Genomic DNA, 18,444 nt, shown 5'->3' on the forward strand with positions numbered 1-18,444 from the left:
TCCCACAGGTACTGCACCGAGTTCGAAACCGGTGGGGTACTTGTGGGAGCGGGCGTGCCCGCGAAGAGGCCCGTTGCCATTATGCAAATGATGAAATTTCCGCCAGGGTGTTCAACCATTCGTTCTTTTTTTCGAACAGCCTATTGTCCAACACCCCAGCAGCCGCTTAGCATTCGTTTGAGATTTCAAACGCTCGATGCCCTGCCTTGGGCGCTTTTCAACAATCAACAATTCGGGAAGCCGACATGCAGCTCAAAGACGCTCAGTTGTTCCGCCAGCAAGCCTACATCAATGGTGAGTGGCTGGATGCGGACAACGGCCAGACCATCAAGGTCACCAACCCGGCCACTGGTGAAGTCATCGGTACCGTGCCGAAGATGGGCACCGCGGAAACCCGCCGCGCCATCGAAGCCGCCGACAAGGCCCTGCCGGCCTGGCGTGCCCTGACCGCCAAAGAGCGTTCGGCCAAGCTGCGTCGCTGGTTCGAACTGATGATCGAGAACCAGGACGACCTGGCTCGCCTGATGACCACCGAACAAGGCAAGCCGCTGGCCGAAGCCAAGGGCGAAATCGCCTACGCCGCTTCGTTCATCGAGTGGTTCGCCGAAGAAGCCAAGCGCGTCTACGGTGACACCATCCCCGGCCACCAGCCAGACAAGCGCCTGATCGTCATCAAGCAGCCAATCGGCGTTACCGCGGCCATCACTCCGTGGAACTTCCCGGCCGCCATGATCACCCGTAAAGCCGGCCCGGCCCTGGCCGCTGGCTGCACCATGGTGCTCAAGCCTGCCTCGCAGACCCCATACTCCGCCCTGGCCCTGGTCGAGCTGGCCCACCGTGCCGGCATCCCGGCTGGCGTGCTGAGCGTGGTTACCGGCAGCGCTGGCGAAGTTGGCGGTGAACTGACCGGCAACTCCCTGGTTCGCAAGCTGTCCTTCACCGGCTCGACCGAAATCGGTCGCCAGCTGATGGAAGAATGCGCCAAGGACATCAAGAAGGTTTCCCTGGAGCTGGGTGGCAACGCCCCGTTCATCGTGTTCGACGACGCCGATCTGGACAAGGCGGTCGAGGGCGCGATCATCTCCAAGTACCGCAACAACGGTCAGACCTGCGTCTGCGCCAACCGTATCTACGTGCAGGACGGCGTCTACGACGCGTTCGCCCAGAAGCTGGCTGCCGCAGTTGCCAAGCTGAAGATCGGTAACGGCCTGGAAGAAGGCACCACCACTGGCCCGCTGATCGACGGCAAGGCTGTCGCCAAGGTCCAGGAACACATCGAAGACGCCGTTGGCAAAGGCGCCAAGGTCCTGTCCGGTGGCAAGATCATCGAAGGCAACTTCTTCGAGCCGACCATTCTGGTCGACGTACCGAAGACCGCTGCCGTCGCCAAGGAAGAGACCTTCGGCCCGCTGGCGCCGCTGTTCCGCTTCAAGGACGAGGCCGAAGTCATCGCCATGTCCAACGACACCGAGTTCGGCCTGGCCTCGTACTTCTACGCTCGCGACATGAGCCGTGTGTTCCGTGTTGCCGAAGCCCTGGAATACGGCATGGTCGGTATCAACACCGGCCTGATCTCCAACGAAGTAGCACCGTTCGGTGGCATCAAGGCTTCGGGCCTGGGCCGCGAAGGTTCCAAGTACGGTATCGAGGACTACCTCGAAATCAAATACCTGTGCATCAGCGTCTGATCGCACGGTAACGGCTTTACCTCTGCCAGCGGGGCGCGAGAGCGACGTCTCGCTGGCCTTTTTTACATCGCAGTACCTGGTGGCCAGGGCGTTCACGGCAGTCGATCAACGAATACTGTTCGCGAGCACTCCCAGCCACCCCCGAATAAAAGCGCCACTCCAAACCGGCGCAATGAGGGCATTATGAGCAAGACCAACGAATCCTTGATGCAACGTCGTGTCGCCGCCGTCCCACGTGGCGTTGGCCAGATCCACCCGATCTTCGTCGATACCGCGAAGAACTCGACCGTGATCGACGTTGAAGGCCGCGAACTGATCGACTTCGCCGGCGGCATCGCAGTACTGAACACCGGCCACCTGCACCCGAAAGTGGTTGCGGCCGTGCAAGAGCAGCTGACCAAGGTCAGCCACACCTGCTTCCAGGTGCTGGCCTACGAACCCTATGTAGAGCTGTGCGAAAAGATCAACAAGCTGGTCCCAGGCAACTTCGACAAGAAGACCCTGCTGGTCACCACCGGCTCCGAAGCCGTTGAAAACGCCGTCAAGATCGCCCGTGCCGCCACTGGCCGCGCTGGCGTCATCGCCTTCACCGGCGGCTACCACGGCCGTACCATGATGACCCTGGGCCTGACCGGCAAGGTCGTGCCGTACTCCGCTGGCATGGGCCTGATGCCAGGTGGCATCTTCCGCGCCCTGTTCCCGAGCGAACTGCACGGCATCAGCGTTGACGACGCCATCGCCTCGGTCGAGCGCATCTTCAAGAACGACGCCGAGCCGCGCGACATCGCCGCGATCATCCTTGAGCCGGTACAAGGCGAAGGCGGCTTCCTGCCAGCGCCGAAAGAGCTGATGCAGCGCCTGCGCGCCCTGTGCGACCAGCACGGCATCCTGCTGATCGCAGACGAAGTACAGACCGGCGCTGGCCGTACTGGCACCTTCTTCGCCATGGAACAGATGGGCGTTGCGCCTGACCTGACCACCTTCGCCAAATCCATCGCTGGCGGCTTCCCGCTGGCCGGCGTGTGCGGCAAGGCCGAGTACATGGACGCCATCGCTCCAGGTGGCCTGGGTGGCACCTACGCCGGTTCGCCGATCGCTTGCGCCGCGGCCCTGGCCGTGATCGAAGTGTTCGAAGAAGAGAAACTGCTGGACCGCAGCAAAGCTGTGGGTGAGCGCCTGACCACTGGCCTGCGCGAAATCCAGAAGAAGTACCCGATCATCGGCGACGTCCGTGGTCTGGGCTCGATGGTCGCTGTCGAAGTCTTCGAGAAAGGCACTCACACCCCGAACGCTGCTGCTGTTGGCCAGGTTGTCGCCAAGGCTCGCGAGAAGGGCCTGATCCTGCTGTCCTGCGGCACCTACGGCAACGTCCTGCGTATCCTGGTTCCGCTGACCGCCGAAGACGCTCTGCTGGACAAAGGTCTGGCTATCATCGAAGAATGCTTCGCTGAAATCGCCTGATGTAATGCGCTTCAGAAAAAACCCGCTTCGGCGGGTTTTTTTTGTGCCCAGGAAAGCCATGGGGCGCTATCGTTGTCGGAGGATTTGCTCAGGAAGCTGCGACGGACTGTGTGTCAGGGTTATTCAGGAGTTGGCGATGAGCGCTGCAGACCCCACCCCACCAAGCGTACTGATTGTCGAGGGCGACCCCTGGGTACGTGACATGCTCAGCGAAATGCTGCTCAGCGTGCGCTGTGATGCCCGCCTGCAGGTCTGCGCCGATGGCTCGCAGGCTTTGAGCGCGCTGTCCAGCAAGCCCGACTTGATCATCGCCGCTCGCGAGCTGCCCGGCGTCGATGGCCTTGACCTGTTGCGCAAGGTGCGCGCCAAAGGCTCGGGTTTGCCGTTCATCCTCATGAGCAACCGCAGTGACAGCGCCAGTGTGCGCGAGGCACTGCCCCTGCACCCCACGGCCTACCTGAGCAAGCCGCTGAACCTGGACACCCTGCGCAAGCGCCTGGAAGAGCTGCTGCTGGCGGTTGGCGAAGAGATCGCCTGCCCGGCGCCGGCCTTGCAGGCAGGTGCCAGCCTGCCGGCCTACCTCGAGCAGCGTCGCGCTACCGCCGATGGCGGGCCGCTGCTGGCCGATGTGCAGGTGGCCATCAAGCGTGCGCTCAACCCCCAGGGCCTGAACCTTAGAGTGCTTGAAGAGGAAGTGCAGGGCGACCCGCAGATCACTGCCGTCCTGATCGCTGCGGCCAACAGCGCAGCGCTGCACCGCGAAGCACCTGTGCAGACGTTGTTGCAGGCCTTGAACAAGCTTGGCAGCACCCAGAGCATGAACCTGATACTGGGCATGACCCTCAAGCGCAGTGCGCGCCTCAGCGACCCGCTGCTGGCCGAGCATGCGGCCCGATACTGGGACCTTTCGCTGCACGCTGCCGAGTATGGGCGGACCTTGGCGCGCATGCTTGAACTGGACGAGGGGCGTTGCTACTGCGCAGGACTGCTGCATTGCCTGGGCGACCTGGCGGTGCTGCGCTGCTTGCAGGAATGGCGACTGGCCGGGGGCGAGCTGGATGAGGACCAGGTGCAGCTTTCGCTCAATGAGTTCGGTGCGGCGTTCGGCTCGGCGCTGCGTACGCGTTGGCGGCTACCGTTGGGATTGCGCGAGTTGATCGCGGCGATCTACCAGTTGGGCGGCGGGGTTTATTCGCGGGAGATCCTGGCCATGAACCTGGCCGGGCAGCTGTCGCGGCTGCCGGCTGGGCAGGGGCTGGAAAAGGTGGCCAGCAGCAAGACCGCGCGCCTGCTCAAGCTAGGCCTGCCGGAGCTGAGCCGGTTGCGTAAGGTGGAGAACCCGGAGGTGAAGCCGCAGGAAGAGCCGCCGGTAGCCGAGGCCGAGGTTTCCAGCTGAGATTCTGGGGCTAGGTTCGTTGAACCCGGCGCAGATCCTGTGGGAGCGGCCTTGTGTCGCGAAAGGGCTGCGAAGCAGCCCCAGCCATTTGTGCATCTGCGCTGAGATCCAGGGGTTGCTTTGCAGCCCTTTCGCGACACAAGGCCGCTCCCACAGGGACCGCACAGGCCAGCAAGTACTGTGTAAGGCAGTCAGCCGCGGACGATCTGGTTCTTGCCCTGTCGCTTGGCCTGGTACATCGCCGCATCGGCCCGCGCATACAGGCTGTCCAGCGCCACATCCTCGTCAGTCAGCCCGGTCACCCCTTGGCTCACCGTCACTCCGTAAGTCTGCTCCCCATGGCTGAAGCTCAGCCGCTGGATCTGCCGTTGCAAGCGCTCGGCAATCTGTTCCGCCACCTGGGCAGTGCAGCCCGGAAACACCGCTGCGAACTCCTCGCCACCAATGCGCCCGAACAGGTCACCACGCCGTAGCACGGCCTTGCCGCTATCGGCGATTTGCTGCAACACCTGGTCGCCTTCCTGGTGACCGTAGCTGTCGTTGATGCGCTTGAAGTCGTCGATGTCCAGCAGCAGGAAGGCCAGTGGCGTACCGTCTTCGCGCGCGCTGTCGAAGGCTTGCTGGGCGCATTCGAAGAAGTGCCGGCGGTTGCTGCTCTGGGTCAGCGCGTCGGTGGTGGCCAGGCGCTGCAGCTCACCTTCGAGCTGCTTCTTCTCGGTGATGTCTTCGGCGATGCCGACGATGATCACCCGGTCGCCCTCGCGTTGCTGGTTGACGTAGCACTTGTCGCTCAGCCAGCGTAGCTGGCCGTCGGCATTGAGGATGCGGTATTCGCGGTCCTCCACCGAACCCTTGAGCAGTACCTGGGCCAGGCTGCGCTCTGCGAACTCCAGGTCGTCGGGGTAGATGCTGTCGCGCCACTCGTTGTAGTCGGCCAGTACCAGGCTGGCCGGGCGACCGAAGATGCGCTCGTAGGCTGGGCTGACGTACAGCACCTGGCGGGTTTCCCAGTCGAAGGCCCAAAGCACCGCGTTGACGCTGTCGAGCAGCGAGCTGAACAGCTGCTCGCGCTCGCTCAGGCGGGCAACCTCGCCCTGGGCGTGGAGCAGCGCAAGCAAGGTCTTGGCGGCCTCCGGAGGGGGCGTGCCGGGCAGTGTCGTTGGAATGTTCTTGGCCATGTGCACGGAGCAGGTCTCGGCGTGTAAGCGTGCGGCCAGCATCTGGCCCGCCACGCGGGCGATGTGCCGAGTTTGAGTGTAAACGAAGGGGCGAAGTTCCGGGCGGCACGCCCCGCCAAGGGGGCGTGCCGATCAACGGCGGTCAGGCGCCGGTCGGGCGCAGGGAGTAGGTCTTCAGTTGTGCTGCGAAGTCGCGCAGGGCATGGATGCCGCTGGTTTCGGCCTCGTGTACCCAGTCCTTCATGGCGGCCAGCATGTCGTGGCCATTGGCGCTGGTGCGCGCCCAGATCTGCTGCAGGGCCAGGCGTTTTTCGTAGATGGTCTTCAACGCCTGGCTGTGGGCGAGTATCGACTCGATGCGCACATGGTGGCGGTCTTCCAGCAGGCTGGTCTCGCGTGACAACAGGCGCTTGGCGCGGCGGAAGTGGTGGCGCAGCGAGGCATCGACGCGGGCCAGCTCCTGCTTGACCAGTGGGCCGATCACCAGCTTGCGGTACTGGGCCATGATCTGGAAGCGGTTGTTGAGGATCGCCATGGCAGTGTCCATGTCCAGGCTGGCCTTGCCGGCCACCCGGTGGGCGATGGGCGCCACGCGCTGCACCTTGGCCAGGTGCAGCAGGCAGAACAGGCGGATCCACGCCCAGCCCATGTCGAACTCCCAGCGCTTGACCGACAGCTTGGCCGAGTTGGGGTAGGTGTGGTGGTTGTTGTGCAGCTCTTCACCACCGATGACGATGCCCCACGGCACCAGGTTGGTGGCGGCGTCGCGGCACTCGAAGTTGCGGTAGCCGAGGGCGTGGCCCAGGCCGTTGACCACGCCGGCGGCCCAGAACGGAATCCACATCATCTGCACCGCCCAGATGGTGATGCCGATGGTGCCGAACAGCAGCAGGTCGATCACCGCCATCAGTGCGATGCCGACCAGCTTGTAGCGCGAGTAGAGGTTGCGCTCGATCCAGTCGTCCGGGCAGTTCTTGCCGTAGATGCGCAGGGTTTCGGGGTTGCGTGCCTCCTCCCGGTAAAGCTCGGCACCTTTGCGCAGCACCGTGCCCAGGCCCTTGTACAGCGGGCTGTGCGGATCATCGGGGGTTTCGCATTTGGCATGGTGCTTGCGGTGCACGGCGGTCCATTCGCGGGTGTTCTGTGCCGTGGTCAGCCACAGCCAGAAACGGAAGAAGTGCTTGAGCGCGCCATTGAGCTCCAGGGCCCGATGCGCGGAGTAGCGGTGCAGGTAGACCGTGACGCTGACGATGGTCACGTGGGTCATCAACAGGGTGATGCCGACCAGTTGCCAGGCCGACAAGTCGAGCAGGCCGTTGTACCACATAGGTGTAAATACCCTCGGAATGCAGGAGGAGGGGCTGATTATCCCTTGGGCAGGAAATAAATACAGTCACCCGTTCAGATAGGAGGTCACGACATGTTTCAGCCTTTATAATGCCCCATCATTTCCTATGGGCAATTGCACCCGACATGTCTGTTTCCGTTCGCGACGCCTTGCGCATGGCTGCGCTGTATGTGGTGCTCTCGATCCTCTGGCTGACGCTGGCCGAGGTGGTGCTGCGCGGCATGACTGACGACCCTCTGGCTCTGAACGTGGGCCGGCAGATCAACGTGGTGGTCTGGGTGCTGTTCAGTGCCTTGCTGATCTATGTGTCGCGGGTGCGCCTGCTCAATTTCATCGGCCGTGGCGCACGTTTGCGTTGCGAGGACCGCGAACGGCTGCGCATGGCTGCCGCCGTGTTCGACAGCACCCTCGAGGGCGTGCTGGTGACCGACCGCCAGGGCCTGATCGTGCACGTCAACCGTGCCTTCATGCGTATTACCGGCTACCAGCAGGACGAGGTCATCGGCCAGCGCCCGAACAAGTTCAAGTCGGGCCGTCATGGCCTGGCGTTCTACCAGCAGATCTTCGCCACCCTGGCGGAAAAGGGCGAGTGGAGCGGCGAAATCTGGAACCGGCGCAAGAGCGGCGAAATCTACCCGCAGTGGCAGACCATTTGCGCCATCCGCGACGATGAGGGCGAGCTCAGCCATTACGTGGCGGTGTTCAGTGACATCAGCGCGATCAAGCATTCGGAACAGGAACTGGCCTACCTGGCCCACCACGACCCGCTGACCGGCCTGCCCAACCGCCTGCTGTTCACGGACCGGGTCGAGCAGGCCCTTGCCGCAGCCCAGGCCAACAAGCGCGGTTGTGCCCTGCTGTTACTGGACCTGGACCACTTTCAGAGCATCAACGACGGCCTTGGCCACACCATCGGCGACCAGTTGCTGAAGCTGGTCGGCGAGCGCCTGGGTGAAGTGCTGGGCAGCGGCGTGACTCTGGCGCGTCTGGGGGGCGATGAATATGGCGTGCTGGCGGAGAACTGCCAGGAGGTCGGCCAGGCGGGCAAGCTGGCACAGGGCATCATCGAGCGCATGCGCGAGCCATTTCTGTTCGACGGTAACCGCCTGTTCATCAGTGTCAGCGCAGGCATCAGCCTGTTCCCCAGCGATGCCTTGAGTGCCGAGCAGTTGCTGCGCAACGCCGACTCGGCTTTGTACAAGGCCAAGAGCAACGGGCGAGCCTGCTATGCGCTATACACCGAAGAGCTGACCGCCCACGCCCAGCACCGGGTCGAAACTGCCGGAGAGCTGCGCCGGGCCATGGAGCAGGACGAGCTGCGAGTGTTCTACCAGCCAGTGCACGACCTGGCGACCGGCCGCCAGGTCGGCGTCGAGGCCCTGGTGCGTTGGCAACACCCCCAGCGCGGCTTGGTACCGCCAGGTGAATTCATCCCGATTGCCGAGCGCACCGGGCTGATTGCCGAGATCGACACCTGGGTGCTGCACCAGGCCTGCCGGCAAATGGTGCAGTGGCAGGCTGAGGGCCGGAAGCTGGCCTTTGTGGCGGTGAATATCTCCAGCCGCCTGTTTGGCCAGCACAAGTTGTACCAGCAGGTGGCCGAGGTGCTGCACGACACCGGCCTGGCCCCGGCCTTGCTGGAGCTGGAGGTGACAGAGAGCGCGGTGATGGAAGACCCGGACGTGGCGCTGGAACAGTTGCATCGCCTGCGTGAACTGGGGGTGACCCTGGCCATCGACGACTTCGGCACCGGGTATTCATCGTTGTTGCGCCTAAAGCGCTTGCCGGTGCAGAAGCTGAAAATTGACCAGGGCTTCGTTGCCGGGTTGCCGCTGGATGAGGACGACATCGCGATCGTCCGGGTGATCATCGCCCTGGCCCGCAGCATGGGCATGCAGGTGCATGCCGAGGGCATCGAGCAGGCAGAGCAGGCCAGCTTCCTGCTGCAGGAGTTGTGTCAGCTGGGGCAGGGCTACTGGTTCGGGCGGCCGGTGCCTGCCGGGGATCTTCGCTGGGGTTGAAGGCCCCTTCGCGGGCATGCCCGCTCCCACAGGGATATCGTTGTATTCAAACCTTGTGCAGTACCTTTGGGAGCGGGCGTGCCCGCGAAGAATTCAACGCTTGTTCAGGCCTTTCGCCAACCGGTCGCCACCGAGCTGGATCAACGCCACCAACGCCACCAGCATGGCGATCACGGTCAGCATGATCTGGCTGTCGAAGCGCTGGTAGCCATAGCGGTAGGCGATATCCCCCAGGCCCCCGGCACCGATCGCTCCGGCCATGGCCGAGGAGTTGATCAGGGTTACCAGGGTAATGGTGAACCCCCCCACGATCCCCGGCAGAGCCTCGGGCAGCAGCACGTGCCAGACGATGTGCCAGCGCCGGCAGCCCATGGCCTGTGCAGCCTCCACCAGGCCGTGATCCACTTCACGCAGGCTGACCTCGGCAATCCGCGCGAAGAACGGTGTGGCGGCAATGGTCAGCGGCACCACCGCCGCCCACACGCCGTAGGTTGTGCCCACCACCAGGCGGGTAAAGGGGATCAGCGCGACCATCAGGATCAGGAACGGGATCGAGCGGAACAGGTTGACGAAGGCGCCCAGCACCCGGTTCAGCAGCGGCGCCTCGAAGATCCCGCCCTTGTCGCTGGTGACCAGCAGCACCGCCATCGGTACCCCCACCAGCAGGGCGATCAGCGACGACACGCCGACCATCAGCAGGGTATCGAGCAAACCTTCCAGCAGGCGATCAAACCACATGGCCCAGTACCTCCACGTCCTCGGCCCAGCGGCGCGCGCGTTCCAGCAATTGATGGGTGTCGTGCGGCGAGTGCTGCACCGACAGGATCAGCTGCCCCAGGGCATGCTCGCCAATGGTTTCCACACCGCCCTGCAGCAGGCGCACGCGGCCGCCAAGGTCGTTGAACAGGGCAGACAGTTCGGGCTCGCCGAGCAGGGTCAGCCTCAGCACCACGGCACTGTCGCGGCTCGCCGGGCTGGCCCGCAGGCTGGCTCGCAGCGCGGTTGGTAACCTGGCCTGCAAAGGCGCGAGCAGGGTGCGGGTGACCTCGTGGCGTGGTGAGCCAAACACCCGCCAGACCTCGCCCTGCTCGACCACTTCTCCGCGTTCCAGCACCACCACCCGGTGGCAGATATCGCGGATTACCGCCATCTCGTGGGTGATCAGCACAATGGTCAGGCCCAGGCGCTGGTTGATGTCGCGCAGCAGTTCGAGAATGGAAGCGGTGGTTTCCGGGTCCAGCGCCGAGGTGGCCTCGTCGCACAGCAGAATCTCGGGGTCATGCACCAGCGCCCGGGCAATGCCCACGCGCTGCTTCTGCCCGCCGGACAGCTGCGCCGGGTAAACGTGGTGCTTTTCCTGCAGGCCGACCAGTTCCAGCAGTTGGCGTACCTTGCGCTGGCGTTCGGCCTTGGCCACACCGGCCACCTTCAGGGGCAGCTCGACGTTCTGCCACACGGTCTTGGCCGACATCAGGTTGAAGTGCTGGAAGATCATGCCGATGCGCCGGCGCAGGGCCACCAGGTGGTCCTCGTCGAAGGGTGCGATGTCCACCTGGTCGATCAGCACCCGGCCCTGGCTGGGTTGTTCCAGGCGGTTGATGGTGCGCAGCAATGATGACTTGCCGGCGCCGCTGCGGCCGATGATGCCGAAGATCTCGCCACGGCGGATGTTCAGGTCGATGCCTTGCAAGGCCGGTTGCGCCTGGCCCGGGTAGGTCTTGCCCAGGCCGATGAAGCGCACGTGGGCTTCATTGACCTCCGGGCGCAGGGCCTGCTCCCTGGCCGTTGACGGCAGTGGTTGTAAGGTGGGCGCCCGGAGCGCGCTGGCCTGGCTCATGTCAGCCCTCCCAACCGGCCTGGTAAAGCTTGCCGTGGGCTTTGTCCAGGGCTGCGCGCACCGCTGGCGAGTGCTGGTAGATGTCGACGAACCTGGCCAGGCGCGGATCGTCCTTGCTTTGCGGGCGAATGACGAACTGGATCACGTACTCCTTGTTCTCCAGGCCGTCGAACAGCAGGGCCGAGCCTGCGTCGAAGCTGTTGGCCAGGCGGATGTAGGCCGGGTAGCCCTGCACCAGGTCGGCGTCGTCATAGGCACGTACCAGTTGCACGGCCTCCACCTGAAGGATCTTCAGTTTTTTCGGGTTGGCGACGATGTCGTCCTCGGTGGCCTTGTAGCCGACCCCCGGCTTGAGGGTGATCAACCCGGCCTTGGCCAGCAACTGCAGGCCACGGCCGCTGTTGATCGGGTCGTTGGCGATGGCCACGCTGGCGCCTTCGGGCAGGTCGGCGAAGCTTTTGTACTTTTTCGAGTACAGGCCGACGTTGTTGATGATGCCCGGGGCGTAGGGCACCAGGTTGAACCCCGCGGCCGCCTTGGCGTTTTCCAGGAACGGGATGTGCTGGAAGTAGTTCACGTCGATGTCGCCGCTGTTGAGGCTGACATTGGGCGCGATCCAGTCGCTGAACTCGACCAGCTTCACTTCCAGGCCTTGCTTGTGCGCTTCTTCCACTGCGGCTTCCAGCGGGATGGCAAATGCGGCGGTGGTGCCGATCTTCAGCGGTTCGGCAGCCAAGGCGCTGGCGGACAGGCCGAGGGTGAGGGCAATGGCCGCGACGGGCCGGAACAGTTTATCAAGCATGGTGCAGGGCTCCAGTCGGGGTAGAGGTATAGCGGTAAGCCGAGCCAGGGTGGTCGGCAGGCAGGTGCGGGTGGTCGGCCTGGAACAGTTTTTCGCGCAGGGTGCCTTCGGCGTAGGCGGTCTTGTAGCGGCCACGCTGTTGCAACTGCGGGATGACCAGGTCGATGAAGTCCTCGAAGCTTTCCGGGGTAACGGTGCGGGTCAGGTTGAAACCGTCCAGGCCGGTTTCATCGATCCAGGCGATCAGCTGCTCGGCCACCTGTTCGGGCGCGCCGACCAGGGTCACGTAGCGACCACCCAGGGCGTGCTGCTGCAGCAGGCGCCGGCGGGTCCAGGCGTTGTCCTGCAACTGGCGCGTGGCGGACTGGATGGCGTTGCCCTGGCTGAAGGCAATCGGCTCGTCCAGCGCGTAGGCGGCGAAATCGATACCGGTGGACGCGGCGAAGTGCGCGACCCCGGCCTCGGCGCTGGCATGGTGCAGGTACTCGGCGTGCCTGGCCTGGGCCTGCTGCTCTGTGGCGGCGACGATCACCGTGATGCCCATGAACACCTTGACCGCCTGCGGGTCACGGCCAGCGGCCTGGGCGGCGGCGCGCACCTTGTCGACCTGGGCACGGGTGGCGGCCTTGTCCTGGCCACTGATGAACACGCATTCGGCATGGTTGCCGGCGAAGGCCAGACCACGCTGCGAGCTGCCGGCCTGGAACAGTACCGGGGTACGCTGCGGCGAGGGTTCGCACAGGTGGTAGCCGTCGACCTTGTAGAACTCGCCCTGATGGTGGATCTTGCGCACCTTGTCGGGCCTGGCATAGACGCGCTGCTGGCGGTCGGCGACCACGGCATCGTCGGCCCAGCTGCCTTCCAGCAGCTTGTACAGCACCTGCAGGTACTCGTCGGCCTGGTCGTAGCGGCGGTCATGCTCCGGTTGCTGCGCCAGGCCCATGGCCCGGGCGGCGCTGTCGAGGTAGCCGGTGACGATGTTCCAGCCCACCCGGCCATTGCTCAGGTGGTCCAGGGTGGAAAGGCGCCGGGCGAACAGGTACGGCGCCTCATAGGTCAGGTTGGCGGTAAGACCGAAACCCAGGTGGCGGGTGACGGCGGCCATGGCCGAGACCAGCAGCAGCGGGTCGTTGACCGGCAGCTGGATCGACTCCTTGAGGGTGACGTCCAGCGACTGGCCGTAGATGTCGTAGGTGCCGACGATGTCGGCGATGAACAGCCCGTCGAACAGGCCGCGCTCCAGCAGGCGCGCCAGGCTGGTCCAGTAGTCCAGGGTCTTGTATTGGGTCGAGGTGTCCCGTGGGTGGGTCCACAGGCCGTGGTTGATGTGCCCGACGCAGTTCATGTTGAAGGCATTGAGCAGGATCTGCCTGGCCATCAGATGGTCCCCCGGCGTGGTGGGTTGGCATCGTTGAGGTAGTAGTTGCCGATGGCGTGGTACTTCCAGCGCACCGGGTCGTGCAGGGTGTGCACGCGGGCGTTGCGCCAGTGGCGGTCGAGGTTGTGTTCGGCCAGGGTGGCCTGGCTACCGCCCAGTTCGAACAGGGTGGTGCCGGCCGCGAGGGAAATCTCTGTGCTGATGGCGCGGGCCTCGGCCACCGCGATGGATGCGGCTGCCACGTTGTCGGCAGTGCTGTCGTCGCAGGCACGGTCCAGGTATTCACCGGCACGCTCCAGCAAGGCTTCGGCGGCATGCAGGCGGATTGCAAGGTGGCCGAAGCTTTTCAGCGTCAGCGGGTCATCGCTGGCCTTGTCCAGGCCGGAGTCGACCCAGGGGCGGCTGCGGGTCCGCACGAAGTGCAGGGCATCTTCGTATGCGGCGCGAGCGATGCCGGTGTCGATGGCCGCATGAAGGATCTGCGCCAGTGGGCCGACCGGGGTGGGGCGTTCGAAGGCGCTCTGGAACGGCACCACGTCGGCGGCGCTGACGTACACATTGTCGAACACCACCGAGCCGCTGCCGGTGGTGCGCTGGCCGAAGCCGCTCCAGTCGTCGATCACCTGCAGGCCTTTGCTGTCGGCCGGGACGAAGGCCAGGTGCTGCACGCCCTGTTCATCGACCACCGAAGTGGGAATGCGTTGGGCGTAGATGGCGCCGGTGGCGTAGAACTTGAGGCCATTGATGCGAAAGCCCTCGCCGTCGCGGGTCAGGCGGGTGGTGCGCTCGTTGGCGGTTCTGGTGCCCAGTTCGGCCAGGGCGTTGCCGAAGCGCTTGCCCGCCAGTACTTCGGCGTACAGGCGTTGTTGTTGTTCGGGTGTGCCGTTTACCCGCAGCACTTCCAGAGCGTAGAAATGGTTTTGCGGGATCTGCCCGAGCGAGCCGTCGGCCTGGGCGATGCGGGCGATGACCTTGGCCAGGGTGACGTTGGACACGCCGGCGCCGCCGAAGGCCTTGGGCACGCTGATGGCCCACAGGCCGGAGCGGGTGAACAGCTCGAGTTCGGCGTGCGGCAGGCGGCGCTCGCGGTCGCGCAGGGCGCTGTCGCGGCGCAGGTTTTGGGCGACTTCTTCGGCAACGTTCAGGGCTTGGGTGTCGTCGGTAATGATGCTTGTAGTCATGGTGTTCTCCGGGGGCCGCTGCGCGGCCCTTCGCGGGCTCGCCCGCTCCCACAGGTAAAGTGATGCCTGTTCAGGCGGTGGTTATCCTGTGGGAGCGGGCGAGCCCGCGAAGGGCTGCGCAGCAGCCCCAAAGGCAGCAAGTCAGATCCAGGAATGCCGCGCAGGCAAGGTGCCGTTAAGGTGGTAAGCGCCGACCGCGTGGTACTTCCAGCGCACCGGGTCATGCAGGGTGTGCACCCGGGCATTGCGCCAATGGCGGTCGAGGTTGAACTCGGCGAGGGTGGCGCGGCTGCCGGCCAGCTCGAACAACTTCTCGCTGGCCTGCAGGGCAATCTCGGTAGTCAGCACCTTGGCCTCGGCTACCGCGATCGAGGCTCGCGCCGCGCTTGCTGCGTCGATCGGCGCGGCATTGACCTCGTCGAGGACCCGCGCGGCCTTGCGCAGCAGCGCTTCGGCGGCGTGCAGCTCGAGCTTCAGACGGCCGATGTCGGCGATTACATAGGGGTCGTCGCTGGCGCGGTCCACGTTGGCCTCGATCCATGGCCTGGCCTTTTCGCGCACGAAGCTGATGGCGTCTTCGATGGCCGCTTCGGCAATGCCGGCATCGATCGCCGCCTGGATCAGCTGCGAGGCCGCACCCTGAATATTGGGAATGTCGCGCTGGCGCCAGTTGTCGATCACCAGGTCGGCATCCACCGGTACCTGGTCGAGCAGCACGGTGCCGCTGGCAGTGGTGCGCTGGCCGAACCCGGACCAGTCATCGACGATGCGCAGCCCCGGGCTGCCCCGGCGTACGAACGCCAGGCGCTGGCGGCCTTCGTCGTCCAGTGCCTTGACCGCCACCCAATGGGCGAACAGGGCGCCGGTCGAATAGAACTTCTCGCCGCTGATGCGATAGCTGTCGCCGACACGGGTGATCCTGGCCTTGAGCGTCAGGGTGTCCTTGGTGCCACGTTCGGGTCCGGCATTGCCGATGCGCCAGCCGTCCAGCACGCTGCGGAAGATCACCGCCTGCTGCGCTTCGGTGGCGGTCAGGCGCAGCAGTTGCAGCATGCCGAACTGGTTCTGCGGGATTTGCCCCAGGGCCGGGTCGGCGGCACTGATCAGGCGGAATACTTCGGCCACGGTCTCGAACGACACATCAGGGCCGCCGTGGGCCTTGGGTACGCTGATGCTGCCCAGGCCGCTGCGGGTGAACAGTTCGATTTCGGCCCATGGCAGTTTACGTTGCTGGTCGCGGCGGGCGGCCTGCTCGCGGGCGACCTCGGCCAGTTCGCGGGCTGCTTGCAGGGCTTCGGCGTCGTTGCGCAGTACCTTGGCCGGCAGCAGCAGGGGCGAGCTGTCGAGATCGCTGTGGAATTGGGTATTGGCTTGGCTGGACATCAGTACCGCTCCTTGGCTGCACTCAATGCCCTGGCGTTACGCACTGGGGTGATTGTGATCCTGACCATTCCTGACCTCACAAAAAAGTAATGCCGCTACAGCTGATCGCGACAGATGTGTGCTGGTCCGGTGGTCCGGTATATATACCCTAATGCTTTATAAAAAGTTTATGAACTAACTCTTTGGAATATGTATAGAAGGAGCTATTTGCTCTGGATGTGCCGGCCTCTTCGCGGGCACGCCCGCTCCCACAGGTACAGCACAGATCTTGAAATCGGTGCCACACCTGTGGGAGCGGGCGTGCCCGCGAAGAGGCCGCAACAGGTTTACTCGGAGGCAGCAGTCCCCAGGAACTTGCGCAGGAACTGCCGGGTACGCTCTTCCTTCGGCGCCGCAAACAGAGCCTTTGCCTCACCCTGTTCCACGATCACGCCCTTGTCGAAGAAGATCACCCGGTTCGCCACATCCCGGGCAAAGCTCATCTCGTGGGTGACGATGATCATGGTGCGTTTCTCCTCGGCCAGGCCGCGGATGGTCGCCAGCACTTCACCCACCAGTTCGGGATCCAGCGCCGAGGTCGGCTCGTCGAACAGGATCACCTCCGGCTCCATGGCCAGGGCGCGGGCGATGGCCACCCGTTGCTGCTGGCCACCGGACAGGCGCCGCGGGTAGGCGTCTTCCTTGCCTGCCAGGCCGACCTTGGCCAGCAGGCGCCGGCCCAGTTCGATGGCCTGCTCGCGGGGCGTCTTCTTGACGATCACTGGTCCCTCGATCACGTTTTCCAGGGCGGTGCGGTGAGGGAACAGGTTGAAGTTCTGGAACACGAACCCGGCCTGCTGGCGCAAACGGCGGATCGCACTTTGCTGGCCACCCAGCGGGCGGTTGGCGTCGATGCTGATGTCGCCAATCTGGATCTGCCCGGCATCGGGTGTTTCCAGCAGGTTGAGGCAACGCAGGAAGGTGGTCTTGCCCGAGCCGCTGGGGCCGATGATGGCCACCACTTCGCCGGGCTGCACGGTCAGGTCGATACCGTCGAGCACGGTCTGGCCCTTGAACCGCTTGGTCAGGCCTTTGACTTCAATCATGCTCAATGCTCCTGGTCATGCTGGTTGACGCGCGCTTCCATGCGGTTCTGGAAGTGCGCGAGGATGCTGCACAGCACCCAGTAGATGACCGCCACCGCCACGTACATGGTGAATACTTCGAAGGTGCGCGCAGTAATCAGCTGGGCCTGGCGGAACAGCTCGGGCACCTGGATGGTCGCTGCCAGGGCGGTGTCCTTGACCAGCGAGATGAAGCTGTTGCCCAACGGCGGCAGGGCGGTGCGCAAGGCCTGGGGCAGGATCGCCCGGCGCATGGCCTGGACGCGGGTCATGCCGATACTGGCGGCGGCTTCCCACTGGCCACGGTCGATCGAGGAAATCGCCGCGCGCAGGATCTCGCAGATATAGGCGGCCATGTTCAGCGACAGGCCTATCAGCGAGGCCGGGATCGGGTCGAGCTCGATACCGATCTGCGGCATGCCGAAGTAGATGACGAACAGCTGCACCAGCAGCGGCGTGCCGCGGAAGAACGACACGTAGACCCGCGCCAGCCAGTTCAGCGGCAGAATCTTCGACAAACGCATCAGCGCCAGGGCAAAGCCCAGCAGCAGGCCGAAGAACATGCCGCCAACACTGAGCAGCACTGTATAACCCGCGCCCTTCAGCAGGAAGGGCGTGGAGTCGACAACGAGTTGCAGGCTTTCAGCGATCATTTGGTGACATCGGCACCGAAGTATTTCTCGGACAGCTTGGCCAGCGTGCCGTCAGCCTTGAGCTTGTCCAGCGCCTTGTTGATCGCTGCCAGCAGTTCCGGCTCGCCCTTGCGCAGGGCCACGCCGCTTTCCAGGCGCGAGAAGGCATCGCCGGCCAGTTCGGTGTCCTTGGCTTTCTGCGCGTATTCCAGCGCAGCAAGGCGGTCGATCAGGATGGCGTCGATGCGGCCGTTGCGCAGGTCGGCGAACTTGCTCGGGTCGTCTTCATAGGTGCGCACATCGGCTTGCGGCACGTCCTGCTTGACCCATTGCTCGTAGTTGGTGCCCAGGCCTACGCCGACCTTTTTGCCGGCCAGGTCGGCGGCCTTGTGGATGTTCAGCTGCTCGGCCTTCTTCTTCAGGATCAGCGCCTGGATGCCGGAGATGGTGTAAGGCTCGGAGAAGTCGTACTTCTTCTTGCGCTCTTCGGAAATGGTCACCTGGTTGATCACCACGTCCAGGCGCTTGGATTCCAGTGCGGCGAGGATGCCGTCCCACTTGGTCGGCTGTACCTTGGCCTTTACCCCCAGCTCTTTGGCCAACAGTTCGGACAGCTCCACTTCGAAGCCGGTCAGCTTGCCGTTTTCGTCCTGGAAGCTGAACGGTGGGTAGGTGCCTTCGAGGCCGACGTTGATCACGCCTTTTTCCTGGATGGTCTTCAATTGCTCGCCGGCGAAGGCCTGGCTGAGCAGGCCGGCACCCAGCAGGAGTGCCAGGCTGGCGTTGAGTAGCGGTTTGGCGAATTTCGACATGACAGAGCCCCGCGCTTGTTGTGGAAGTAGTGGGTGGCGACTATAGAGTTGGCTGCTTAGGCCAGGAAATACTAAAAAATTATTTTGTTATTTCCTTTTTGGTTTTTGCCAGTTGCTGGCTGCTTTGAGGGTAGGCGAGGTTGCCTGCTCCGTCATCGCGGCTTATGCCTGACTTAGCGCAGGATGGAATAAAGCGTTGTTTTTTCCAAGAGACGGATTTGCCG

Annotated in this window: 15 protein-coding genes; 4 read left to right on the forward strand and 11 right to left on the reverse strand. The window is 64.0% G+C overall.

Features of this window, described 5'->3' with window-relative positions; translation table 11 throughout:
* The first annotated feature begins 245 nt into the window (after positions 1-245).
* From gabD to A4C63_RS21145, 3 genes are all read left to right on the forward strand, one after another.
* Entirely contained in the window at positions 246-1,688 is a 1,443-nt protein-coding gene (gene gabD / locus A4C63_RS21135; protein WP_015268576.1) for an NADP-dependent succinate-semialdehyde dehydrogenase, read from the forward strand.
* A gap of 183 nt (positions 1,689-1,871) precedes the next feature.
* Positions 1,872-3,149, forward strand: coding sequence for a 4-aminobutyrate--2-oxoglutarate transaminase (gabT, locus tag A4C63_RS21140; protein ID WP_063914434.1), 1,278 nt, complete (start codon positions 1,872-1,874; stop codon positions 3,147-3,149).
* Between the two features lie 136 nt (positions 3,150-3,285).
* The gene (locus A4C63_RS21145; RefSeq protein ID WP_063914435.1) at positions 3,286-4,545 is read left to right on the forward strand and encodes a response regulator; all 1,260 of its coding nucleotides are present in this window, start codon (positions 3,286-3,288) and stop codon (positions 4,543-4,545) included.
* Positions 4,546-4,736: 191 nt separating this feature from the next.
* Here the strand turns inward: A4C63_RS21145 and A4C63_RS21150 are convergent, their stop codons facing one another.
* Positions 4,737-5,765 carry a sensor domain-containing diguanylate cyclase gene (locus A4C63_RS21150; RefSeq protein ID WP_063914436.1) on the reverse strand — a complete coding sequence of 343 codons (1,029 nt, stop codon included), beginning with the start codon at positions 5,763-5,765 and terminating at the stop codon, positions 4,737-4,739.
* A gap of 100 nt (positions 5,766-5,865) precedes the next feature.
* Positions 5,866-7,050 carry a delta-9 fatty acid desaturase DesA gene (desA, locus tag A4C63_RS21155; protein WP_063914437.1) on the reverse strand — a complete coding sequence of 395 codons (1,185 nt, stop codon included), beginning with the start codon at positions 7,048-7,050 and terminating at the stop codon, positions 5,866-5,868.
* 146 nt (positions 7,051-7,196) lie between these two features.
* On the opposite strand from desA, the gene dibA reads away from it, so the two are divergent.
* Positions 7,197-9,092 (forward strand): phosphodiesterase DibA, encoded by a 1,896-nt coding sequence (gene dibA, locus A4C63_RS21160; RefSeq protein WP_063914438.1) that lies wholly within the window; start codon positions 7,197-7,199, stop codon positions 9,090-9,092.
* Positions 9,093-9,185: 93 nt separating this feature from the next.
* Here the strand turns inward: dibA and A4C63_RS21165 are convergent, their stop codons facing one another.
* The 9 genes from A4C63_RS21165 to tcyJ all read right to left on the reverse strand — a co-directional run bounded on the left by A4C63_RS21165 (position 9,186) and on the right by tcyJ (position 18,220).
* Positions 9,186-9,830, reverse strand: coding sequence for a methionine ABC transporter permease (locus A4C63_RS21165; RefSeq protein WP_008096606.1), 645 nt, complete (start codon positions 9,828-9,830; stop codon positions 9,186-9,188).
* Positions 9,820-10,929 (reverse strand): methionine ABC transporter ATP-binding protein, encoded by a 1,110-nt coding sequence (locus tag A4C63_RS21170; protein WP_063914439.1) that lies wholly within the window; start codon positions 10,927-10,929, stop codon positions 9,820-9,822. Before A4C63_RS21170 ends, A4C63_RS21165 begins: the two co-directional genes overlap by 11 nt.
* Before the next feature lies 1 nt (position 10,930).
* Positions 10,931-11,731: a MetQ/NlpA family ABC transporter substrate-binding protein gene (locus A4C63_RS21175; RefSeq protein WP_063914440.1), complete on the reverse strand. Its 801-nt coding sequence runs from the start codon at positions 11,729-11,731 to the stop codon at positions 10,931-10,933.
* The gene (locus A4C63_RS21180) at positions 11,724-13,109 is read right to left on the reverse strand and encodes an LLM class flavin-dependent oxidoreductase (RefSeq protein WP_063914441.1); all 1,386 of its coding nucleotides are present in this window, start codon (positions 13,107-13,109) and stop codon (positions 11,724-11,726) included. The genes A4C63_RS21175 and A4C63_RS21180 overlap by 8 nt, the downstream gene beginning before the upstream one ends.
* Positions 13,109-14,290: an SfnB family sulfur acquisition oxidoreductase gene (locus A4C63_RS21185; protein WP_063914442.1), complete on the reverse strand. Its 1,182-nt coding sequence runs from the start codon at positions 14,288-14,290 to the stop codon at positions 13,109-13,111. The genes A4C63_RS21180 and A4C63_RS21185 overlap by 1 nt, the downstream gene beginning before the upstream one ends.
* A 141-nt stretch (positions 14,291-14,431) precedes the next feature.
* Positions 14,432-15,673 carry an SfnB family sulfur acquisition oxidoreductase gene (locus A4C63_RS21190; protein ID WP_063914443.1) on the reverse strand — a complete coding sequence of 414 codons (1,242 nt, stop codon included), beginning with the start codon at positions 15,671-15,673 and terminating at the stop codon, positions 14,432-14,434.
* Between the two features lie 326 nt (positions 15,674-15,999).
* On the reverse strand, positions 16,000-16,758 hold the full coding sequence (gene tcyN / locus A4C63_RS21195; RefSeq protein WP_063914444.1) for an L-cystine ABC transporter ATP-binding protein TcyN: 759 nt from the start codon (positions 16,756-16,758) through the stop codon (positions 16,000-16,002).
* Positions 16,759-16,760: 2 nt separating this feature from the next.
* Positions 16,761-17,429: a cystine ABC transporter permease gene (tcyL, locus tag A4C63_RS21200; protein WP_063914445.1), complete on the reverse strand. Its 669-nt coding sequence runs from the start codon at positions 17,427-17,429 to the stop codon at positions 16,761-16,763.
* Entirely contained in the window at positions 17,426-18,220 is a 795-nt protein-coding gene (gene tcyJ / locus A4C63_RS21205) for a cystine ABC transporter substrate-binding protein (RefSeq protein ID WP_063914446.1), read from the reverse strand. Before tcyJ ends, tcyL begins: the two co-directional genes overlap by 4 nt.
* Positions 18,221-18,444: the final 224 nt, after the last annotated feature.

It is taken from the genome of Pseudomonas sp. p21 (genome assembly GCF_001642705.1).
Taxonomy (GTDB): domain Bacteria; phylum Pseudomonadota; class Gammaproteobacteria; order Pseudomonadales; family Pseudomonadaceae; genus Aquipseudomonas.

What these genes read in the sequence shown, in the direction of transcription:
- tcyL (WP_063914445.1), bottom strand. Translation starts at nt 17,429, where the DNA reads ATGATCGCTGAAAGCCTGCAACTCGTTGTCGACTCCACGCCCTTCCTG.
- A4C63_RS21175 (WP_063914440.1), bottom strand. Translation starts at nt 11,731, where the DNA reads ATGCTTGATAAACTGTTCCGGCCCGTCGCGGCCATTGCCCTCACCCTC.
- A4C63_RS21180 (WP_063914441.1), bottom strand. Translation starts at nt 13,109, where the DNA reads ATGGCCAGGCAGATCCTGCTCAATGCCTTCAACATGAACTGCGTCGGG.
- A4C63_RS21150 (WP_063914436.1), bottom strand. Translation starts at nt 5,765, where the DNA reads ATGCTGGCCGCACGCTTACACGCCGAGACCTGCTCCGTGCACATGGCC.
- tcyJ (WP_063914446.1), bottom strand. Translation starts at nt 18,220, where the DNA reads ATGTCGAAATTCGCCAAACCGCTACTCAACGCCAGCCTGGCACTCCTG.
- dibA (WP_063914438.1), top strand. Translation starts at nt 7,197, where the DNA reads ATGTCTGTTTCCGTTCGCGACGCCTTGCGCATGGCTGCGCTGTATGTG.
- A4C63_RS21170 (WP_063914439.1), bottom strand. Translation starts at nt 10,929, where the DNA reads ATGAGCCAGGCCAGCGCGCTCCGGGCGCCCACCTTACAACCACTGCCG.
- gabD (WP_015268576.1), top strand. Translation starts at nt 246, where the DNA reads ATGCAGCTCAAAGACGCTCAGTTGTTCCGCCAGCAAGCCTACATCAAT.
- A4C63_RS21145 (WP_063914435.1), top strand. Translation starts at nt 3,286, where the DNA reads ATGAGCGCTGCAGACCCCACCCCACCAAGCGTACTGATTGTCGAGGGC.
- desA (WP_063914437.1), bottom strand. Translation starts at nt 7,050, where the DNA reads ATGTGGTACAACGGCCTGCTCGACTTGTCGGCCTGGCAACTGGTCGGC.
- A4C63_RS21190 (WP_063914443.1), bottom strand. Translation starts at nt 15,673, where the DNA reads ATGTCCAGCCAAGCCAATACCCAATTCCACAGCGATCTCGACAGCTCG.
- tcyN (WP_063914444.1), bottom strand. Translation starts at nt 16,758, where the DNA reads ATGATTGAAGTCAAAGGCCTGACCAAGCGGTTCAAGGGCCAGACCGTG.
- A4C63_RS21185 (WP_063914442.1), bottom strand. Translation starts at nt 14,290, where the DNA reads ATGACTACAAGCATCATTACCGACGACACCCAAGCCCTGAACGTTGCC.
- gabT (WP_063914434.1), top strand. Translation starts at nt 1,872, where the DNA reads ATGAGCAAGACCAACGAATCCTTGATGCAACGTCGTGTCGCCGCCGTC.
- A4C63_RS21165 (WP_008096606.1), bottom strand. Translation starts at nt 9,830, where the DNA reads ATGTGGTTTGATCGCCTGCTGGAAGGTTTGCTCGATACCCTGCTGATG.